Source organism: Brachybacterium nesterenkovii (assembly GCF_900163655.1).
Lineage (GTDB): Bacteria > Actinomycetota > Actinomycetes > Actinomycetales > Dermabacteraceae > Brachybacterium > Brachybacterium nesterenkovii.
The window spans coordinates 20,082-35,982 of the sequence record NZ_FWFG01000081.1 but is presented as its reverse complement, the minus strand read 5'-3'; the positions used below and the strand labels follow the sequence as shown (position 1 = coordinate 35,982).

The window sequence follows — 15,901 nt, the reverse complement described above, 5'->3', positions numbered from 1 at the left end:
CAGCACTCCCACCTCAGGAAGGACGGACGCCGGTGACCCCGAGGATCGCCGATGCCGACGCCGCGATCATCGCTCCCGCCGCCACCCCGGTCGAGCGGATCCGCAACTTCTGCATCATCGCCCACATCGACCACGGCAAGTCGACGCTGGCCGACCGCATGCTGCAGCTGACCGGCGTGGTCGACGAGCGGGCGATGCGCGCCCAGTACCTCGACCGCATGGACATCGAGCGCGAGCGCGGGATCACCGTGAAGTCCCAGGCCGTGCGCATGCCGTGGGGCGTGACCGACGAGTCCGGCCGCACCGAGGCGTACGCCCTGAACATGATCGACACCCCCGGCCACGTGGACTTCACCTACGAGGTCTCCCGCTCGCTGGCCGCCTGCGAGGGCGCGATCCTGCTGGTCGACGCCGCCCAGGGCATCGAGGCCCAGACCCTGGCGAACCTGTACCTGGCGATGGAGAACGACCTCACCATCATCCCGGTGCTCAACAAGATCGACCTGCCCGGCGCCGACCCCGACAAGTACGCGGCGGAGATCGGATCGCTCGTGGGCGTGGACCCCGACGACGTCCTGCGGGTGTCCGGCAAGACGGGCGTCGGCGTGCCCGAGCTGCTCGACCACGTGGTGCGGACCATCCCGGCGCCGACGGGCGACCCCGACGCCCCCTGCCGCGCGATGATCTTCGACTCCGTCTACGACACCTACCGCGGCGTCGTCACCTATGTCCGTGTGATCGACGGGCGCCTGTCCCCGCGCGAGCGCATCGCGATGATGTCGACGCTGGCCCAGCACGACCTCCTCGAGATCGGCGTCATCTCCCCGGAGCCCATCCCCACCCAGGGCCTGGGCATCGGCGAGGTCGGCTACCTCATCACGGGCGTGAAGGACGTGCGCCAGTCGAAGGTGGGCGACACCGTGACCACGGCGCGCACCGGGGCGACGGAGGCACTGTCGGGCTACTCCGACCCCAAGCCGATGGTGTTCTCGGGCCTGTTCCCGATCGACGGCTCGGACTACCCGGCGCTGCGCGACGCCCTCGACAAGCTCAAGCTCAACGACGCCGCCCTGAACTACGAGCCCGAGACGTCGACCGCGCTCGGCTTCGGCTTCCGCGTCGGCTTCCTGGGCCTGCTGCACCTGGAGATCATCCGCGAGCGCCTCGAGCGCGAGTTCGACCTCGACCTCATCTCCACGGCGCCCAGCGTGGTCTACGACCTCACGATGGAGGACGGCACCGAGATCGAGGTCCTCAATCCCTCGGACTTCCCCGAGGGCAAGGTCCGCGAGATCCGCGAGCCGGTCACGCGCGCGACCATCCTGGTGCCGAGCGAGTACATCGGCACCGTCATGGAGCTGTGCCAGTCCAAGCGCGGGAACCTGCGCGGCATGGACTACCTGTCCGAGGACCGCGTCGAGCTGCGCTACACCCTCCCGCTCGCGGAGATCGTCTTCGACTTCTTCGACCAGCTGAAGTCGCGCACCAAGGGCTACGCCTCGCTCGACTACGACGTCGAGGGCCAGCAGGCCGCGGACCTGGTGAAGGTCGACATGCTCCTGCAGGGCGAGGCGGTCGACGCGTTCAGCGCGATCGTCCACCGCGACAAGGCCTACAACTACGGCGTGGAGATGGCCGGCAAGCTCAAGAACCTCATCCCGCGCCAGCAGTTCGAGGTGCCGATCCAGGCGGCGATCGGCTCGCGGATCATCGCCCGCGAGAACATCCGCGCCATGCGCAAGGATGTGCTGTCCAAGTGCTACGGCGGCGACATCTCGCGCAAGCGCAAGCTGCTGGAGAAGCAGAAGGAGGGCAAGAAGCGCATGAAGAACATCGGCTCCGTCGAGGTCCCGCAGGAGGCCTTCATCGCCGCGCTCTCCTCGGACGACAGTGCCGCCAAGGACGGGAAGAAGAAGTGACGGCGCACGCCGGCGCGACGGACGCTCTCGACGTCCGCCTCGAGGCCGGTGCGTCGCCGCGCGTGGCGGCCGTCTGCACCGTGGCGCAGCTGTTCCCCGTTCCCGAGCGCGGGCTCATGAGCGGGATCGACAAGCGGCCCGTCGACGGCCCCGTCCGCGTCCTGACGCACGGCGTGCTCGGCGATGTCCAGGGGGACCGCGAGCACCACGGCGGGATCTTCAAGGCCGTGTACGCGGTCTCCCGCGAGATGCGCCGGGCCTGGGGCGCGGCGATCGATCGCGAGCTGCCCGACGGCTTCTTCGGCGAGAACCTCGCGACCGAGGGGATCGACGTCGACGAGGCGGTGATCGGGGAGTGCTGGCGCATCGGCTCCGCACTGCTCGAGGCGAGCTCGCCGCGGTCCCCGTGCGCCACGTTCTCCGCGCGCATGGGCGAGCGCACCTGGGCGCGGCGCTTCACCGCCGCGGGACGCTGCGGCGCCTACCTGCGGGTGATCGAGGAGGGCGAGATCCGGGCCGGGGACGGCATCGACGTCGTCGCCCGCCCCGAGCATGGCGTCAGCGTCGGCGACGTGTTCCGCGGCCTCGACGCCGCGCAGGCCAGCGCCCTGCGCGACTGGTCGGCGGAGACCTCCACGATCCTCTACGAGGGTGTCGCTCGCGCCGCCTCGACCGTGCTCGAGCGGGCGAGCGAGACCGGGATCGATGCGCGCCTGCGCTCCACGGGGCGGGGCTTGGGCCTCGGGATGGGGCTGTGACCGCCGCGTCCGCCGTCCCTGCCCGGCGCGATCTGTCGGTCTACATCCACGTGCCGTTCTGCGCGGTGCGCTGCGGCTACTGCGACTTCAACACGTACACGGCCACGGAGCTCGGCGGCGGCGGTTCGCAGCGCGAGTACCCGCAGGTCGCCATGGCCGAGATGGACCTGGTGCTGGCCGATGACCGCGCCGCCGGCTACGAGTACGACGCCGTCTCGACGGTGTTCTTCGGCGGTGGCACGCCCACGCTGCTGCCCGCCGACGATCTCGTGGCGATGCTCGCGCATCTGCGCTCGCTGATCCCCCTCGCGCCCGGGGCCGAGGTCACGACCGAGGCGAACCCGGACTCGGTCACCCGCGCGTCGCTCGCGCGCCTGGCCGACGGCGGCATCACCCGCGTCTCCTTCGGGATGCAGTCCGCAGTGCCGTCGGTGCTCGCGACGCTCGATCGCACGCACGACCCCGAGCGGGTCCCGCAGGCCGTCGCCTGGGCCCGTGAGGCCGGGCTCGACGTGAGCCTCGACCTCATCTACGGCACGCCGGGGGAGACCCTCGCCGATGTCGAGACCTCGGTGCGCGCGGCGCTCGCCTGCGAGCCCGATCATCTCTCGGCCTACTCGCTCATCATCGAGGGGAACACCGCGATGGCGCGCCACCTGCGCCGCGGGGAGATCGCCGAGCCCGACCCCGACGACATGGCCGACAAGTACGAGCTCGTCGACGACCTCCTGGCCGCTGAGGGGATGAGCTGGTACGAGGTGTCGAACTGGGCGCGCACGCCCGCGCATCGCTGCCGCCACAACCTCGCGTACTGGCGCGGCGGCGACTGGTGGGGCATCGGTCCCGGCGCCCACCGCCATCGCGACGGCCTGCGCGCCGGGAACGTCAAGCACCCCTCGCGCTACGCGACGATGGTCCGCGCCGGCGAGCTACCGCGCGCGCAGTCGGAGCACCTGACCGAGGTCGAGCGGGCCCTCGAACGGATCATGCTCGAGCTGCGCATCGTCGACGGCCTGCCCGCTGACGCGGTCGCCCCCGAGGCGCGGGCGATGATCGACGTCCACGTGCGGCGCGGCCACCTCGACCCCGATGCGGCCGCGGCGGGGCGCCTGGTGCTCACGCGGGAGGGCCGTCTGCTGGCCGACGCGGTGATCCGCGACCTCACGGTCTGAGCTCGCTGTCTGCCCAGGGGACAGTCCTCGCCGTCAGGACAGCAGGCGGATGTTGACCGGGTAGGGCCACCAGATGCCGTTGTTCGCCCGGACGCCGCCGATGATCGCGACGACGAAGGCGTAGATCCCGGGGGCGAACGCGAGCGGGAACAGGATGCCGCCGATCCCGAACGTGACCACCGTGATGATCCCCAGCACGAGCGAGAGCCCGAAGATGGCGATGACCGTCGTGATCGCGAGGTTGAGCGCCTCGGCGGCGTGGAAGCGCACAAAGCGGTTGCGGTCCTTGTACAGCATGTAGACGACGAGCGGGCCGATGAACCCGGTGACGAGGGTGCTGAGCTGGGCGATCATCGCCCACTGGCGGGCCTCGGCGTCGGAGACCGGCAGGCCGGTCATGCGCTCGCTCGACACCCCCGGCGTGCCGGGCGGCGGGACGTCGTAGTTCTGCGACGGGCCCGGGAAGCCCTGCGGGCCGGGGAAGGCTCCCTGCGGGTGCTGCGGGCCGGGCTGCGGGAAGCCCTGCTGCTGCGGGCCGGTGCCCGGATGCGGAGGCTGCCCGTACGGGTCGTACGGCGACGGCTGCTGCGGAACGGTCATCGGGTCCCCTCGAGTCGCGGGTCCCGACCCCCGGGACCTCATCGTGGTCTCAGCCTAGAGGGACGGAGCGGGAAAAGCAGGCAGCGGCACCGGACGTCAGCCGTCCTGCGTCACCCAGTCGATGAGCTCCTCGATGCGCCCCGACAGCGTCGGCTCCACATCGGCGTAGGAGCGGACGGTCGACAGGATCCGCTTCCAGCCCTCGGCGATGTCGATCTGGTCGGCATGCGGCCAGCCGAGCGCGGCGAGCGTCCCGACCTTGATATCGGTGCCACGGGGGATGCGCGGCCATTCCCGCAGCCCCACGCGGGCGGGTCGCACCGCCTGCCAGACGTCGACATAGGGATGGCCGAGGATCAGCACGTTGCCCGCCGATCCCTTCTGGCGCATCACCTGCTCGGCGATCCGCGTCTCCTTCGAGCCCGGCACGAGGTGGTCCACGAGCACGCTCAGGCGCCGGGTGGGGCCCGGCTGGAAGTCGGCCACCCGCTCGGCCAGGTTGTCGGCGCCGTCGAGCATCTCGACCACCACGCCCTCGATGCGCAGGTCGTGGCCCCAGACCTTCTGGACGAGCTCGGCGTCGTGCTTGCCCTCGACCCAGATCCGCGAGGCTCGGGCCGTGCGGGCGCGGGCGCCCTCGACGTATACCGAGCCGCTCGCGCTACGCACCGGCTTGGCGTCGGCGGGGCGGCGCTGCGGGGGTGTGAGCACGACCGGCTTGCCATCGATCATGAAGCCCGGCCCCAGCGGGAAGGAGCGCTTGCGGCCGCGCGCGTCCTCGAGCTCGACGAGCATCCCGCCCGCGGTCTTCTCGACGCGGGTGATCGCGCCGGTCCAGCCGGTGGTCGCGTCCTCGACGACGAGGTCGCGGCGGACGGGCACCTCGGTGGCGACGGGGCGGCGGCGGTGGAGGTCCGGGGCGCCGGCGGCGAGGACGTCGCGTCCGTAGCGGTCGGCTCCCGAGCCGGTCGGACGCGGGCGTGAGGGGCGGGAGGAGCTGGGCACGGCCAGCACCGTACACCGGGAGCGAACACGCCCGGCCTGCGGACGCGCCGCTTGTAGACTTGGCACTCCAGGCCCGAGGGTGCCAGACGAGGGCGGCGGATCCGGAAGACGACGCGGAGGAGGCGGTGATGGCCACGACGGACCAGCGCAAGCTGCAGATCCTGGGCGCGATCGTCGAGGACTACGTCGCGACCCGCGAGCCCGTGGGCTCGAAGTCCCTGCTCGAGCGCCACGACCTCGGCGTCAGCGCCGCGACCGTGCGCAACGACATGGCCGCGCTCGAGGAGGAGAGGCTGATCGCCCAGCCCCACACCTCGGCCGGGCGCGTCCCCACCGACAGCGGCTACCGCGCGTTCGTGGACCACATCGCGCGCGTCAAGCCGCTGTCGTCCCCCGAGCGCCGCGCGATCGAATCGTTCCTGGCCGACGCCGGGGACCTCGATGACCTCCTGGACCGCACCGTGCGCCTGCTCGCGCAGCTCACGCACCAGGTCGCGCTCCTGACGTACCCGGTGCGGCGTCAGGCCACCGTCCGCCACATCGAGCTGGTCAAGGTCGGCGAGTCCATGCTGCTGATCGTGCTGATCACCGAGTCCGGTCGGGTGGACCAGCGCACGGTCGTGCTCGAGGCGGCCCAGCCCGCGGAGTTCTACGACGCTCTGCGCCAGCGCCTCAGCGCCGCCGCCGTGGGACGCCAGGTCACGGACCTGGGCGAGGCGCTCGCCGCGATCGTCGAGCAGACGCCCGCCGAGGACACGGCCTCGGTCCGCGAGGTGGTCGACGTGCTGGGCACCATGCTGGCCGACCGCCGCGAGGAGCGCCTCGTGATGGCCGGCGCTTCGAACATCGCGCGCGCCGCGCTCGAGCGCTCCCGCGACGTCGAGCCGCTGCTCGACGTCATCGAGGAGCAGCTCGTGCTGCTGCGCCTGTTCGCGGACTTCGATCCCGAGCCGGGCGGCGTCGAGGTGCGCATCGGCGGCGAGATCCGCGGGGCCCCGCTCGAGCGGACGGCGATCGTCGGCGCGGGGTACGGTGCGGGGTCGCATCTGGCGATCCTCGGCCCCAGCCGCATGGACTACGTCCACGGCATCTCGAGCGTCCACGCGATCGCCCGCTACATCTCCCGCTACATCTCGTGACCACCGCCCGCTGATCCCCGTGACCGCGCCGCGGCCGGCCCTCTCCGCGCGCGCCGCCCGGCGCACCGACCCGACGACAGGACTTCTGCCCCCGTGAACGACGACTACTACGAGCTCCTCGGCGTCTCCCGCGACGCATCGACCGACGAGATCAAGAAGGCGTACCGCAAGCTCGCCCGCACCCTCCACCCGGACGTGAACCCGGATCCGGAGGCGCAGGAGAAGTACAAGCGCGTCTCGCAGGCCTACGAGACGCTCTCGAACGCGGAGAAGCGCCGCCTGTACGACCTCGGCGGCGGCCCGGGCAGCCCGATGGGCGGCGGCTTCGGCGGCGCGGGCTTCGACTTCGCCGACATCTTCGACATGTTCGCCGGCGCCTCGGGCATGCGCGGCCGCGCGCAGGGGCCCGTGCCCCGCCAGCGCCGCGGCGGCGACATCCTCCGCCGCACCGAGATCTCCCTGAAGGACGTGGTCTTCGGCACCGAGCGGGAGCTCTCCTTCCGCACGGCCGCGCTGTGCTCGGTCTGCAACGGCAGCTGCTGCGCTCCGGGGACCTCGCCCACCACCTGCACCGTCTGCCACGGGACCGGGCACGTCCAGCGCGTCGCCCAGTCCCTGCTGGGCCAGATGGTCACGATGGCCGCCTGCTCCGCCTGCCAGGGCCACGGGGACATCATTTCCTCGCCGTGCACCGAGTGCTCGGGCCACGGCCGCGTGCAGAAGGAGCAAACCGTCACCGTCCGCATCCCCTCGGGCGTGGAGGACGGCACCCGCATCCAGCTGCGCGGCCAGGGTGAGGTCGGCGAGGCCGGCGGCCCCTCCGGCGACCTGTACGTCGAGCTGTCCGTCGCCCACGACGACCTCTACGAGCGCGCGGGCGACGACCTGCTGACGCGCGTGCGGATCCCGATGACCTCCGCCGCGCTCGGCACGTCCGTCCCGCTGACGACGTTCGACGGCGAGCAGGACCTCGAGATCAAGGCCGGCAGCCAGCCCGGCGACGTCCTGACGCTCAAGGGCCTCGGCGTGACCGCCCTGCGCTCCGAGCGCCGCGGCGACATCAAGGTCGAGCTCGACGTCGTGGTGCCCAAGAACCTCTCCGGCGAGGAGAAGGAGCTGCTGCGGGCCTTCGCCGCCAAGCGCGGCGAGGAGGCCCCGCGCCACCAGGGCCGCAAGGGCGACGGCGGCGTCTTCGGGCGCCTGCGCGACGCCTTCCGCGAGCGCTGAGCCGAAGGACCGGCACCGCATGCCCGCGACCCGCGCCGCCTTCCTGGCCCTCGACCCGGACCTGTCCGGCCTGCGTGCCGGCTCCGCCTATGAGCTGCGCGGGGACGAGGGCCGCCATGCGGCCAAGGTCGCACGAATCGGGACGGGAGAGGAGATCCTCCTGACCGATGAGGCCGGGCGCCAGGCCCCGGCCGTCGTGGTCGCGGCCGCCAAGGAGTCGCTCGCCCTCGAGCTGCTGGAGGACCCGGCCGAGGGGGTCGTGCGGCTCCCGCGCCTCGCGCTGGTCCAGGCGCTCGCGACGGGCGGTCGCGACGAGCAGGCGGTGGAGTCCGGGACCGAGCTCGGTGTCGACCGCATCACGCCGTGGATCGCCCGCCGCTCCGTCTCCGTGTGGAAGGGCGACAAGCTCGCCAAGGGGCGCGCGAAGTGGACCCAGACCGTCCGCACCGCGGTCAAGCAGTGCCGTCGCGCGTCGATCCCCGTGGTCGATGCGCCCGCGGCGACCGCCGGGCTCATCGAGGACGTGCGCGAACGGGTCGCGGGAGGGGCGATCGTGCTCGTCCTGCACGAGCAGGAGTCCTCGCCGCTGCTGGCCCTGGCGGAGGATCTGCGCGGCGCCGCGGCATCGGGCTGTCCCGAGATCGCCGTGATCGTGGGCCCCGAGGGCGGCATCGCCGCGGATGAGCTCGCGGCGCTGCGCGAGGCCGGCGCCCGCGCGGTCCTGCTCGGGCCCGAGGTGCTGCGCTCCTCGACGGCGGGCCCCGCCGCCCTCGCCGTCCTCAGCGCGCTGGTGGGCCGCTGGGGCTGAGGCGGGGCGACGGGGCTGAGACGGGGCGACGGGGCCCGGTGCATCGCCGGGGGATCAGGCCGCCGGGGTCTCCTGGACGGCGGTGGCCAGCTCGGTGAGCGCGGTGCCGAGAGCCTCGGTGACGGGCTCGGTCACGTGCAGGGTGCCGTCGGTCTCGAGGTCGGTGCCGAAGCCGAGGCCGACGGAGCCGACGATCCTCGCGCCGAGGCGGACGAGCAGGCGCTCAGTGGCCTCGAGGGAGCCCGCCCCGGCGGCCCAGCCGTAGCCGACCAGCACGACGGGGAGGTCCGTGACCTCGGCGGACAGGTAGTCGATCGCGTTCTTGAGGATCGCCGGATAGGAGCCGTTGTACTCGGGCGTGGTGATCACCAGGGCGTCGAGGCCGTCGATGCGGGCGGCCCAGTCGATCGCGTGCTGCTCGGTGCGGGGGAGGCCCTGCTTGGGGGAGCTCGCGCCGTCGAAGAACGGCAGCGGGTTTTCGGCGAGGTCGATCGCGTCGACGTCCCAGGTGCCGGGGAGCTGCTCGCCGACCCAGCGGGCGACGTGCTCGCCGACGCGGTTCGGGCGGGCGCTGGCGGTGATGAGGCCGAGGGTGGGCATGTTCGCGACTCCAGATGATTGATTCTTTGACTAACTGCCGTGATGAGTATGTCGGTTCTGCGGCGCGCATGCCATGTCAGTCCCGCCACATCCGCGGGAGATGCCGACCAGCGGGATCGCGAGGGCAGGTCGTCCGTCACCCGCCCCGCGTAGGATCGGACCCGTGAACGCCGACTCCGCACCCGCGCCCGCCGACTGCATCTTCTGCCGGATCATCGCCGGGGAGATCCCCTCCGATCAGGTCCACGCCGACGACCGCGTCGTCGCCTTCCGCGACCTGCAGCCGCAGGCCCCCGTGCACGTCCTCGTCGTCCCGCGCGAGCACACCGCCGACGTCCGCGAGCTCGCGACCGCGGACCCGACGCTGCTGCCGCACCTCGTCGCCGTCGCCTCGCAGATCGCCGCCGAGCTCGCCGACGGCGACTTCCGCCTGGTCTTCAACACCGGCGCCGCGGCGGGCCAGACCGTCATGCACACCCACGCCCACGTCCTCGCGGGCACCGACCAGCACGAGTCCACCACCGCCGCAGGAGAGCTGTGACCTCATCGTCCACCGGCACCACGCCCACCCCCGGCAGTGCCCCCCAGGTGATCGACCGCCGCCTCGCGATCCCCGACCACCTGAGCCCCTTCCAGGTCCTCGGCGAGAACGACCAGGCCCTCGACGCCCTCGAGCGCGCCGTGCCGGACGCCGACGTGAGCGTGCGCGGCCACCGGGTCACGATCCGCGGAACCGAGGACGCGGTGCGCCGCGCCGAGCACATCATGCGCTCGGTCATCGAGGTGGCCGCGGGCGGCGGCGCCGTCACGGCCGAGGCCGTCGAGCGCGCGGCCGACCTCTACGGGGACGAGCGCCGCACGGACGAGCGCATCGAGCAGGTGCTGTCCCAGGCGGTGCTGTCGGCGCGCGGACGCACGATCCGCCCCAAGACGCTCGGGCAGAAGCAGTACATCGACGCGATCGACACCCACACGATCACCTTCGGCATCGGCCCCGCCGGCACCGGCAAGACCTATCTCGCCGTCGCGATGGCCGTGCAGATGCTGCTGACCAAGCGCATCACCCGGATCATCCTCACGCGGCCCGCGGTCGAGGCGGGGGAGCGCCTGGGCTTCCTCCCCGGCACGCTCAACGACAAGATCGACCCGTACCTGCGGCCCCTCTACGACGCGCTGCACGACATGCTCGACCCCGAGTCGATCCCGCGCCTCATGGGAGCCGGCACGATCGAGGTGGCGCCGCTGGCGTACATGCGCGGGCGCACGCTCAACGACGCGTTCATCATCCTGGACGAGGCGCAGAACACGACGCCCGAGCAGATGAAGATGTTCCTGACCCGCCTGGGATTCAACTCCACGATGGTCGTCACCGGCGACGTCACGCAGGTGGACCTCCCCGGCGAGCAGCGCAGCGGACTGCGCGTCGTCGAGCAGGTCCTCGGCGGCGTCGACGACATCGCCTTCTGCCGCCTCACGCCCCGCGACGTGGTGCGCCACCGCCTCGTCTCCGACATCGTCGAGGCCTACGGCCGCTGGGAGATCGGCGGCGGGAGCCGCGAGCAGCGCCGCAGCCGCGCCGAGCGCCGCAGCGGCGCAGAGCACCGCGGCGGCCGCCGCACGCAGGGCGCCGCCGGCGCCGCCGAGACCACGCAGGGAGAGGCCCGATGACGATCGAGGTCAACAACGAGACCACCGTCCGCATCGACGAGCGGGAGTTCGTCGAGCTCGCCCGCTACATCTTCGGGGCCATGCACCTGCACCCGGCCACGGAGCTGTCGATCCTCTTCGTCGACGAGGAGGCGATGACGCAGCTGCACATCCAGTGGATGGACGAGCCCGGGCCGACGGACGTCCTGAGCTTCCCCATGGACGAGCTGCGTCCCGGCTCCGAGGACGAGGACGCCCCGGAGGGCCTGCTCGGCGACGTCGTGCTGTGCCCGACGGTGGCCGCCGCGCAGGCCGCTGAGGCGGGCCACAGCGCCGTCGAGGAGATGCTGCTGCTGACCACGCACGGGATCCTTCACCTGCTGGGCTACGACCATGCCGAGGAGGACGAGCGCCGCGTCATGTTCGACCTCCAGCGCAAGCTCCTGCTCACCTTCCTGGCCGCGCGCGAGTCGCGCGCCTGAGAGGAGCACGATGACAGCCCTGCTCGCCACCCTCATCCCCCTGGCCGTCCTCGGCCTCATCTCGGCGGCCCTGTTCACGGCGGCCGACGCCGCGATGCTCTCGGTCTCGCGCACGGGCCTCGAGCGCGCCCTCGAGGACGCGACCGACCGGGTCCGCCGCCGCGTGCTCGCCCAGCACGAGGACGCCCCGCGCGTGTTCGCGACCGTGACCCTCGCCCGGATTCTCTCCGAGGCCGCGTTCACCGTCGCGATCGCGGGCATCGCCTTCACGCTCATCGATTCCTGGCCGATCGCCCTGCTCGTCGCGATCCTCGGCGTCTGGACCGTCTCGTTCATCGCCCTGTCGGTGTCGCCGCGCACCATCGGCCGGCGTCGGCCCGAGCAGGTGACGATCGTGCTGTCCGGGCTCATCGGCGTGGCCCGCGTGCTGCTGTGGCCGCTCGCGATGGCCTTCATCCACATCGGCTCCGCGTTCACCCCCGGCGGGAAGGTCCGCGGCGGCCCCTACGCGACGGAGGCCGAGCTGCGCCACTTCGTCGACCGGGCCACCGAGTCCGAGGAGCTCGAGCACGATGAGCGCGACATGATCCAGGGCGTGTTCGACCTGGGCGACACCCGCATCCGCGAGCTCATGGTCCCGCGCCCCGACATGGTCACGATCTCCGACGACGCCTCGGCCGAGAAGGCGATGCGGCTGTTCGTCCGCTCGGGCTTCTCGCGCATCCCCGTGATCGGCGAGAACGTCGACGACCTCCTGGGCGTGCTGTACGCCAAGGACGTGATGCGCGCGATTCACTCGCCGTGGAACCCGGGGTCGGATCGCCCCGTCACCGAGATCATGCGCCCGGCGATGTTCGTCCCGGAGATCGCCGGGGCCGACGACGTCATGCGCCAGATGCAGCAGCGCCGCATCCACGTCGGCATCGTCGTCGACGAGTACGGAGGCGTCTGCGGGATCGTCACGATCGAGGACATCCTCGAGGAGATCGTCGGCGAGATCGCCGATGAGCACGACCGCCGCGAGCCGGAGATCGAGGACCTCGGCGACGGGGTCTACCGCGTCCCCGCCCGCGAGACCGTGACCGCGGCCGGCGAGCTGTTCGGCCTCGACATCGAGGACGAGGACGTCGACACCATCGGCGGCCTGCTCGCCAAGACGCTGGGCAGGGTCCCGGTCATCGGTGCCGAGGGCGACGCCCACGGCCTGCACCTGGAGGCCGAGCGCACCGCGGGCCGCCGCAAGCGCCTGTCCTCGGTGCTCGTCTCGCGCACGCCGCGCGGCGACGAGGACGACGAGGCCCCGGAGAACCACGGAGACGACGATGACTGACACGCACGAGCCCACCGCATCGGCGGACGACGGAACGGCGGCGCAGGGCGAGCACCGCTCGGGCTTCGTCGCGATCGTCGGCCGCCCGAACGTCGGGAAGTCGACGCTGACCAACGCGCTGGTGGGGGAGAAGGTCGCGATCACCTCCTCCAAGCCGCAGACGACGCGCCGCGCGATCCGCGGCATCGTCACGCTGCCGCAGGCGCAGATCGGCCTGGTCGACACCCCCGGCGTGCACCGGCCCCGCACGCTGCTGGGGGAGCGGCTCAACGATCTGGTCCGCGAGACGCTCACCGAGGTCGACGTCGTCGGCTTCTGCCTCCCGGCCGATCAGAAGATCGGGCCCGGCGACCGCTACATCGCCCAGGACCTCGCCGAGATGACGCAGGGGACGAGCGGGCGGCGCAAGGGCCCGCGGATCGTCGCGATCGTCACCAAGTGCGACCTCGTCTCCCGCGACCGCGTCGGCGAGCACCTGCTGGAGGTCTCGCGTCTGCTGGACTTCGACGACATCGTCCCGATCAGCGCCGTCACGGGACGTCAGGTCGATGTGCTCACCGACGTCATCGCGAAGAACCTCCCCGTGGGGCCGCAGCTGTACCCGGACGACCAGATCACCGAGGAGACCGATGAGGGGATCGTCGCCGAGCTGATCCGCGAGGCCGCCCTGGAGGGCGTGCGCGACGAGCTGCCGCACTCGCTCGCGGTGGTCGTCGAGGAAATGGCCGAGACGGACCCCGACGGCGACCCGTTCGCGGAGGTCGCGCCCGGTGAGGGGCGCCTCGTGGTGCGGGCGTCGATCTTCGTCGAGCGCGACAGCCAGAAGGGCATCATCATCGGCAAGGGCGGCTCGCACCTCAAGGAGGTCGGGTCCCGGGCGCGCCAGGAGATCCAGCGCCACCTGGGGCGGCGCTGCCACCTGGACCTGCGGGTGAAGGTCGCCAAGGACTGGCAGCGCGACCCCAAGCAGATGGGTCGCCTCGGGTTCTGAGCGGGAGGTGCGGGTTCTCCGCATCTGCCGTCGATGCCTTTCATTCGTCACACCCCTCTTCTCCTCTGATTCGAACAGGAGTTCGAAGGAGGTGTTCGGCGGTTCCGCCCAGGAGCGGAGCCGCTGGACCCTCGCACCGCAGAGGGAGGTGGACCGTGGGCGATCTGTTGCCGGATGCTGCCTCTGCCTCTGAGACATCCGAGGCACTTGCGAGCGCTGATTCCCCGGTTCGTCCCGACGCCGCGGTCCATGCGCCAGCCATCGGTACAGCGCTTGGGCCAGCCCCCGATGCACCGCCCGTGCTTCTCGGGGACACCGAGGACAAGGGCGGAACGTTCGAGCCTTCTCGCCTGCCCCGTCGCCGTACGACGGTGATGACCCGTGATGTCCTGGGTGAGCGCGCGGATGCCGCCGACGACCCCCGCCTGGTGGCCGGCCTGCAGGAGCTCTGGGACGACGCGGTGCTCGAGTCGCGGATCGCCGCGGCGCGGATGCAACGGCTCGACGCCTTCTGGGTCGACGGCTCCGCCTCGGACGACGCCATGCAGGACGGGGACGAGGCCGACATGCGTGTCGCGATCGCGCTGCGCATCTCACCGACGACGGCCTCGCACCTCGTCCACGAGGCGCACCTCCCGCGCACGGACCTTCCCGGGACGTTCGCCCTCCTCGAGGCCGGGACGATGGCCTGGCCCTGGATGCGCCGCGTGATCCGCGCCGTGCGCGACCTCGAGACCGAGCAGCGTCACCGTCTCGACGCCATGGTCGTGGGGTGGGACCTGGACGTGACCTTCGAGCGCTTCCGCAAGGACCTCGCCCTCGCCGCCTCCCGAGTGCGCAGCAGCGCCCCGCTGGTGCCCGAGGCATCTCCTGGCGCCCGTCGGCGTGTGGAGGTCCATCCGGACAACGACGAGGGCATGGCCTGCCTCCGCGTGGTCGGCCCCGTGCCCGACGTGATGGCGCTCGCCCGCCGACTCGATGCCTCGGCGCGAGCGGTGCAGGCGGCGCAACGTCGGGCGCTCGAGGTCCGAACCGAGGACGACCAGGCGTTCCCGATCCCCTATGACGACGGCACCGTCGAGGCGACGGGTCGAGCCCTCCCCCTTGCTCGCCTGCGCTTCGACCTCCTGACGCGTTCGCCGCTCGATGCCGGTGGGGCAGAGGTCCCCGCGGAGCGCTTCCGCATCAATGTCGTGGTCCCCGCCATGACCCTGCTCGGGGTGAGTGATGCCCCGGGCACGCTGGATGGCACCGTTCCGGTGCCTGCCGAGCTGGCCCGTTCCCTGGCCGGCGGGTCCGACACCTGGTGCCGGGTCCTGACGGATCCGGTCTCCGGGGCGTTCCTCCCGCTCCCGGCCGATCGTTACGTTCCGACTCCCGCCATGCGCGAGCACCTCCGCCTCCGCTCGGCCACCTGCGCCGCGCCCGGGTGCACCCGGCCATCCTCCTGGGCCTCGGAGTGCGACCACATCGAGGAGTTCGACCATCGGAACCCCTCCGAGGGCGGTCGGACGGAGATCGAGAACCTGCATCTGCTGTGCTGGCAGCACCATCTGCTCAAGACCCGTCGACGGATCGACCCGGTGCGCCTTCCGCAGGGCTGTGCGGATTCCGGCTCTCCACCGGCGGAACCACGGGCGCCGCACCGGACGACCCCCGTGACGACGCGGGAGGGGCCCGAGGACGGGGACGATCCCCCGGACACGACAAGCGAGTGCCCGGCCGTCGTGCTGCCCGGAGCTGCGGTGCTGCCTGGGGCCACGCGGTGGAGCCTGGGGGATGGATCATCCGTCGTCATCCAGGACGACGTCGACCTCCTGACGCCTGATATCGTCGCCGATCTCGAGATGCACTGGCAGGCTCACACGGTTCTGGAGCGACGACACGCCCGGGGCGACGGTGAGCTGGGCCGAGATGCGGCTGCCGCAGGGCAGGCGGCATGCGGCGAGTCCGGAGAGGTCACACCTGGTGATCGGGAGCGCCGTTCCGTAAGCCGGACGAAAGCCAGCCGGACGAAAGCCAGCCGGGCGATGCCGAGCTGGGGGAAGCCGAACCGGGCGACGTCGAACCGAGCGCCATCGAGCCGGGAGAGGTCGAGCCGAGAGAGGTCGAGTGGCGGGGGCGGGTCCTTCCGCCCGTCGATCGGGCCGCCGCCGTTCTGACGCCGCCGCCCGTTCGAGCTCTCTGCGAGACGTGCCCCTCCTGCCAGGGATCACCCCGAGC

General features: G+C 71.9%; 15 protein-coding genes. 12 read left to right on the top strand and 3 right to left on the bottom strand.

Translation table 11 applies throughout. The features are described from left to right. The first annotated feature begins 32 nt into the window (after nucleotides 1–32). From lepA to hemW, 3 genes are read left to right on the top strand one after another with little or no spacing between them, the layout of a single operon-like run. Entirely contained in the window at nucleotides 33–1,919 is a 1,887-nt protein-coding gene (lepA, locus tag FM110_RS09230) for a translation elongation factor 4 (protein WP_087104475.1), read from the top strand. After that, nucleotides 1,916–2,677 (top strand): MOSC domain-containing protein, encoded by a 762-nt coding sequence (locus tag FM110_RS09225; protein ID WP_234992131.1) that lies wholly within the window; start codon nucleotides 1,916–1,918, stop codon nucleotides 2,675–2,677. Before lepA ends, FM110_RS09225 begins: the two co-directional genes overlap by 4 nt. Beyond that, on the top strand, nucleotides 2,674–3,849 hold the full coding sequence (gene hemW, locus FM110_RS09220) for a radical SAM family heme chaperone HemW (protein ID WP_087104474.1): 1,176 nt from the start codon (nucleotides 2,674–2,676) through the stop codon (nucleotides 3,847–3,849). The genes FM110_RS09225 and hemW overlap by 4 nt, the downstream gene beginning before the upstream one ends. A gap of 33 nt (nucleotides 3,850–3,882) precedes the next feature. Here hemW and FM110_RS09215 read toward each other — a convergent pair whose 3' ends face one another. Next, on the bottom strand, nucleotides 3,883–4,449 hold the full coding sequence (locus FM110_RS09215) for a DUF4870 domain-containing protein (protein WP_087104473.1): 567 nt from the start codon (nucleotides 4,447–4,449) through the stop codon (nucleotides 3,883–3,885). Between the two features lie 96 nt (nucleotides 4,450–4,545). Continuing rightward, nucleotides 4,546–5,454, bottom strand: a complete 909-nt coding sequence (locus FM110_RS09210; RefSeq protein WP_087104534.1) for a DUF3097 domain-containing protein — start codon at nucleotides 5,452–5,454, stop codon at nucleotides 4,546–4,548. Between the two features lie 128 nt (nucleotides 5,455–5,582). On the opposite strand from FM110_RS09210, the gene hrcA reads away from it, so the two are divergent. From hrcA to FM110_RS09195, 3 genes are all read left to right on the top strand, one after another. Then, on the top strand, nucleotides 5,583–6,593 hold the full coding sequence (gene hrcA, locus FM110_RS09205; RefSeq protein WP_087104472.1) for a heat-inducible transcriptional repressor HrcA: 1,011 nt from the start codon (nucleotides 5,583–5,585) through the stop codon (nucleotides 6,591–6,593). Nucleotides 6,594–6,686: 93 nt separating this feature from the next. Beyond that, nucleotides 6,687–7,820 carry a molecular chaperone DnaJ gene (dnaJ, locus tag FM110_RS09200; RefSeq protein WP_087104471.1) on the top strand — a complete coding sequence of 378 codons (1,134 nt, stop codon included), beginning with the start codon at nucleotides 6,687–6,689 and terminating at the stop codon, nucleotides 7,818–7,820. Between the two features lie 19 nt (nucleotides 7,821–7,839). Then, a complete protein-coding gene (locus tag FM110_RS09195; protein WP_087104470.1) occupies nucleotides 7,840–8,628 on the top strand; it encodes a 16S rRNA (uracil(1498)-N(3))-methyltransferase in 789 nt (262 codons plus the stop codon). A 54-nt stretch (nucleotides 8,629–8,682) separates the two neighbouring features. Here FM110_RS09195 and FM110_RS09190 read toward each other — a convergent pair whose 3' ends face one another. Then, the gene (locus FM110_RS09190; protein ID WP_087104469.1) at nucleotides 8,683–9,228 is read right to left on the bottom strand and encodes an NADPH-dependent FMN reductase; all 546 of its coding nucleotides are present in this window, start codon (nucleotides 9,226–9,228) and stop codon (nucleotides 8,683–8,685) included. Nucleotides 9,229–9,391: 163 nt separating this feature from the next. Here FM110_RS09190 and FM110_RS09185 point away from each other — a divergent pair, with 163 nt between their 5' ends. The 6 genes from FM110_RS09185 to FM110_RS14130 all read left to right on the top strand — a co-directional run bounded on the left by FM110_RS09185 (nucleotide 9,392) and on the right by FM110_RS14130 (nucleotide 15,840). Then, the gene (locus FM110_RS09185) at nucleotides 9,392–9,769 is read left to right on the top strand and encodes a histidine triad nucleotide-binding protein (protein WP_234992129.1); all 378 of its coding nucleotides are present in this window, start codon (nucleotides 9,392–9,394) and stop codon (nucleotides 9,767–9,769) included. Beyond that, entirely contained in the window at nucleotides 9,766–10,896 is a 1,131-nt protein-coding gene (locus FM110_RS09180; RefSeq protein WP_087104467.1) for a PhoH family protein, read from the top strand. Before FM110_RS09185 ends, FM110_RS09180 begins: the two co-directional genes overlap by 4 nt. Beyond that, nucleotides 10,893–11,357: an rRNA maturation RNase YbeY gene (gene ybeY, locus FM110_RS09175; protein WP_087104466.1), complete on the top strand. Its 465-nt coding sequence runs from the start codon at nucleotides 10,893–10,895 to the stop codon at nucleotides 11,355–11,357. Before FM110_RS09180 ends, ybeY begins: the two co-directional genes overlap by 4 nt. 10 nt (nucleotides 11,358–11,367) lie before the next feature. After that, nucleotides 11,368–12,687: a hemolysin family protein gene (locus FM110_RS09170; RefSeq protein WP_087104465.1), complete on the top strand. Its 1,320-nt coding sequence runs from the start codon at nucleotides 11,368–11,370 to the stop codon at nucleotides 12,685–12,687. Then, nucleotides 12,680–13,678: a GTPase Era gene (era, locus tag FM110_RS09165; RefSeq protein ID WP_087104464.1), complete on the top strand. Its 999-nt coding sequence runs from the start codon at nucleotides 12,680–12,682 to the stop codon at nucleotides 13,676–13,678. The genes FM110_RS09170 and era overlap by 8 nt, the downstream gene beginning before the upstream one ends. 374 nt (nucleotides 13,679–14,052) lie before the next feature. Next, nucleotides 14,053–15,840: an HNH endonuclease signature motif containing protein gene (locus FM110_RS14130; protein WP_159458029.1), complete on the top strand. Its 1,788-nt coding sequence runs from the start codon at nucleotides 14,053–14,055 to the stop codon at nucleotides 15,838–15,840. The last annotated feature ends 61 nt before the right edge of the window (nucleotides 15,841–15,901 follow it).

Bases quoted from the DNA above. Each gene is read 5' to 3' on its own strand.
- FM110_RS09215 (WP_087104473.1), bottom strand. From the start codon at position 4,449: ATGACCGTTCCGCAGCAGCCGTCGCCGTACGACCCGTACGGGCAGCCT.
- hrcA (WP_087104472.1), top strand. From the start codon at position 5,583: ATGGCCACGACGGACCAGCGCAAGCTGCAGATCCTGGGCGCGATCGTC.
- FM110_RS09195 (WP_087104470.1), top strand. From the start codon at position 7,840: ATGCCCGCGACCCGCGCCGCCTTCCTGGCCCTCGACCCGGACCTGTCC.
- FM110_RS09190 (WP_087104469.1), bottom strand. From the start codon at position 9,228: ATGCCCACCCTCGGCCTCATCACCGCCAGCGCCCGCCCGAACCGCGTC.
- ybeY (WP_087104466.1), top strand. From the start codon at position 10,893: ATGACGATCGAGGTCAACAACGAGACCACCGTCCGCATCGACGAGCGG.
- FM110_RS09170 (WP_087104465.1), top strand. From the start codon at position 11,368: ATGACAGCCCTGCTCGCCACCCTCATCCCCCTGGCCGTCCTCGGCCTC.
- era (WP_087104464.1), top strand. From the start codon at position 12,680: ATGACTGACACGCACGAGCCCACCGCATCGGCGGACGACGGAACGGCG.
- FM110_RS14130 (WP_159458029.1), top strand. From the start codon at position 14,053: ATGACCCGTGATGTCCTGGGTGAGCGCGCGGATGCCGCCGACGACCCC.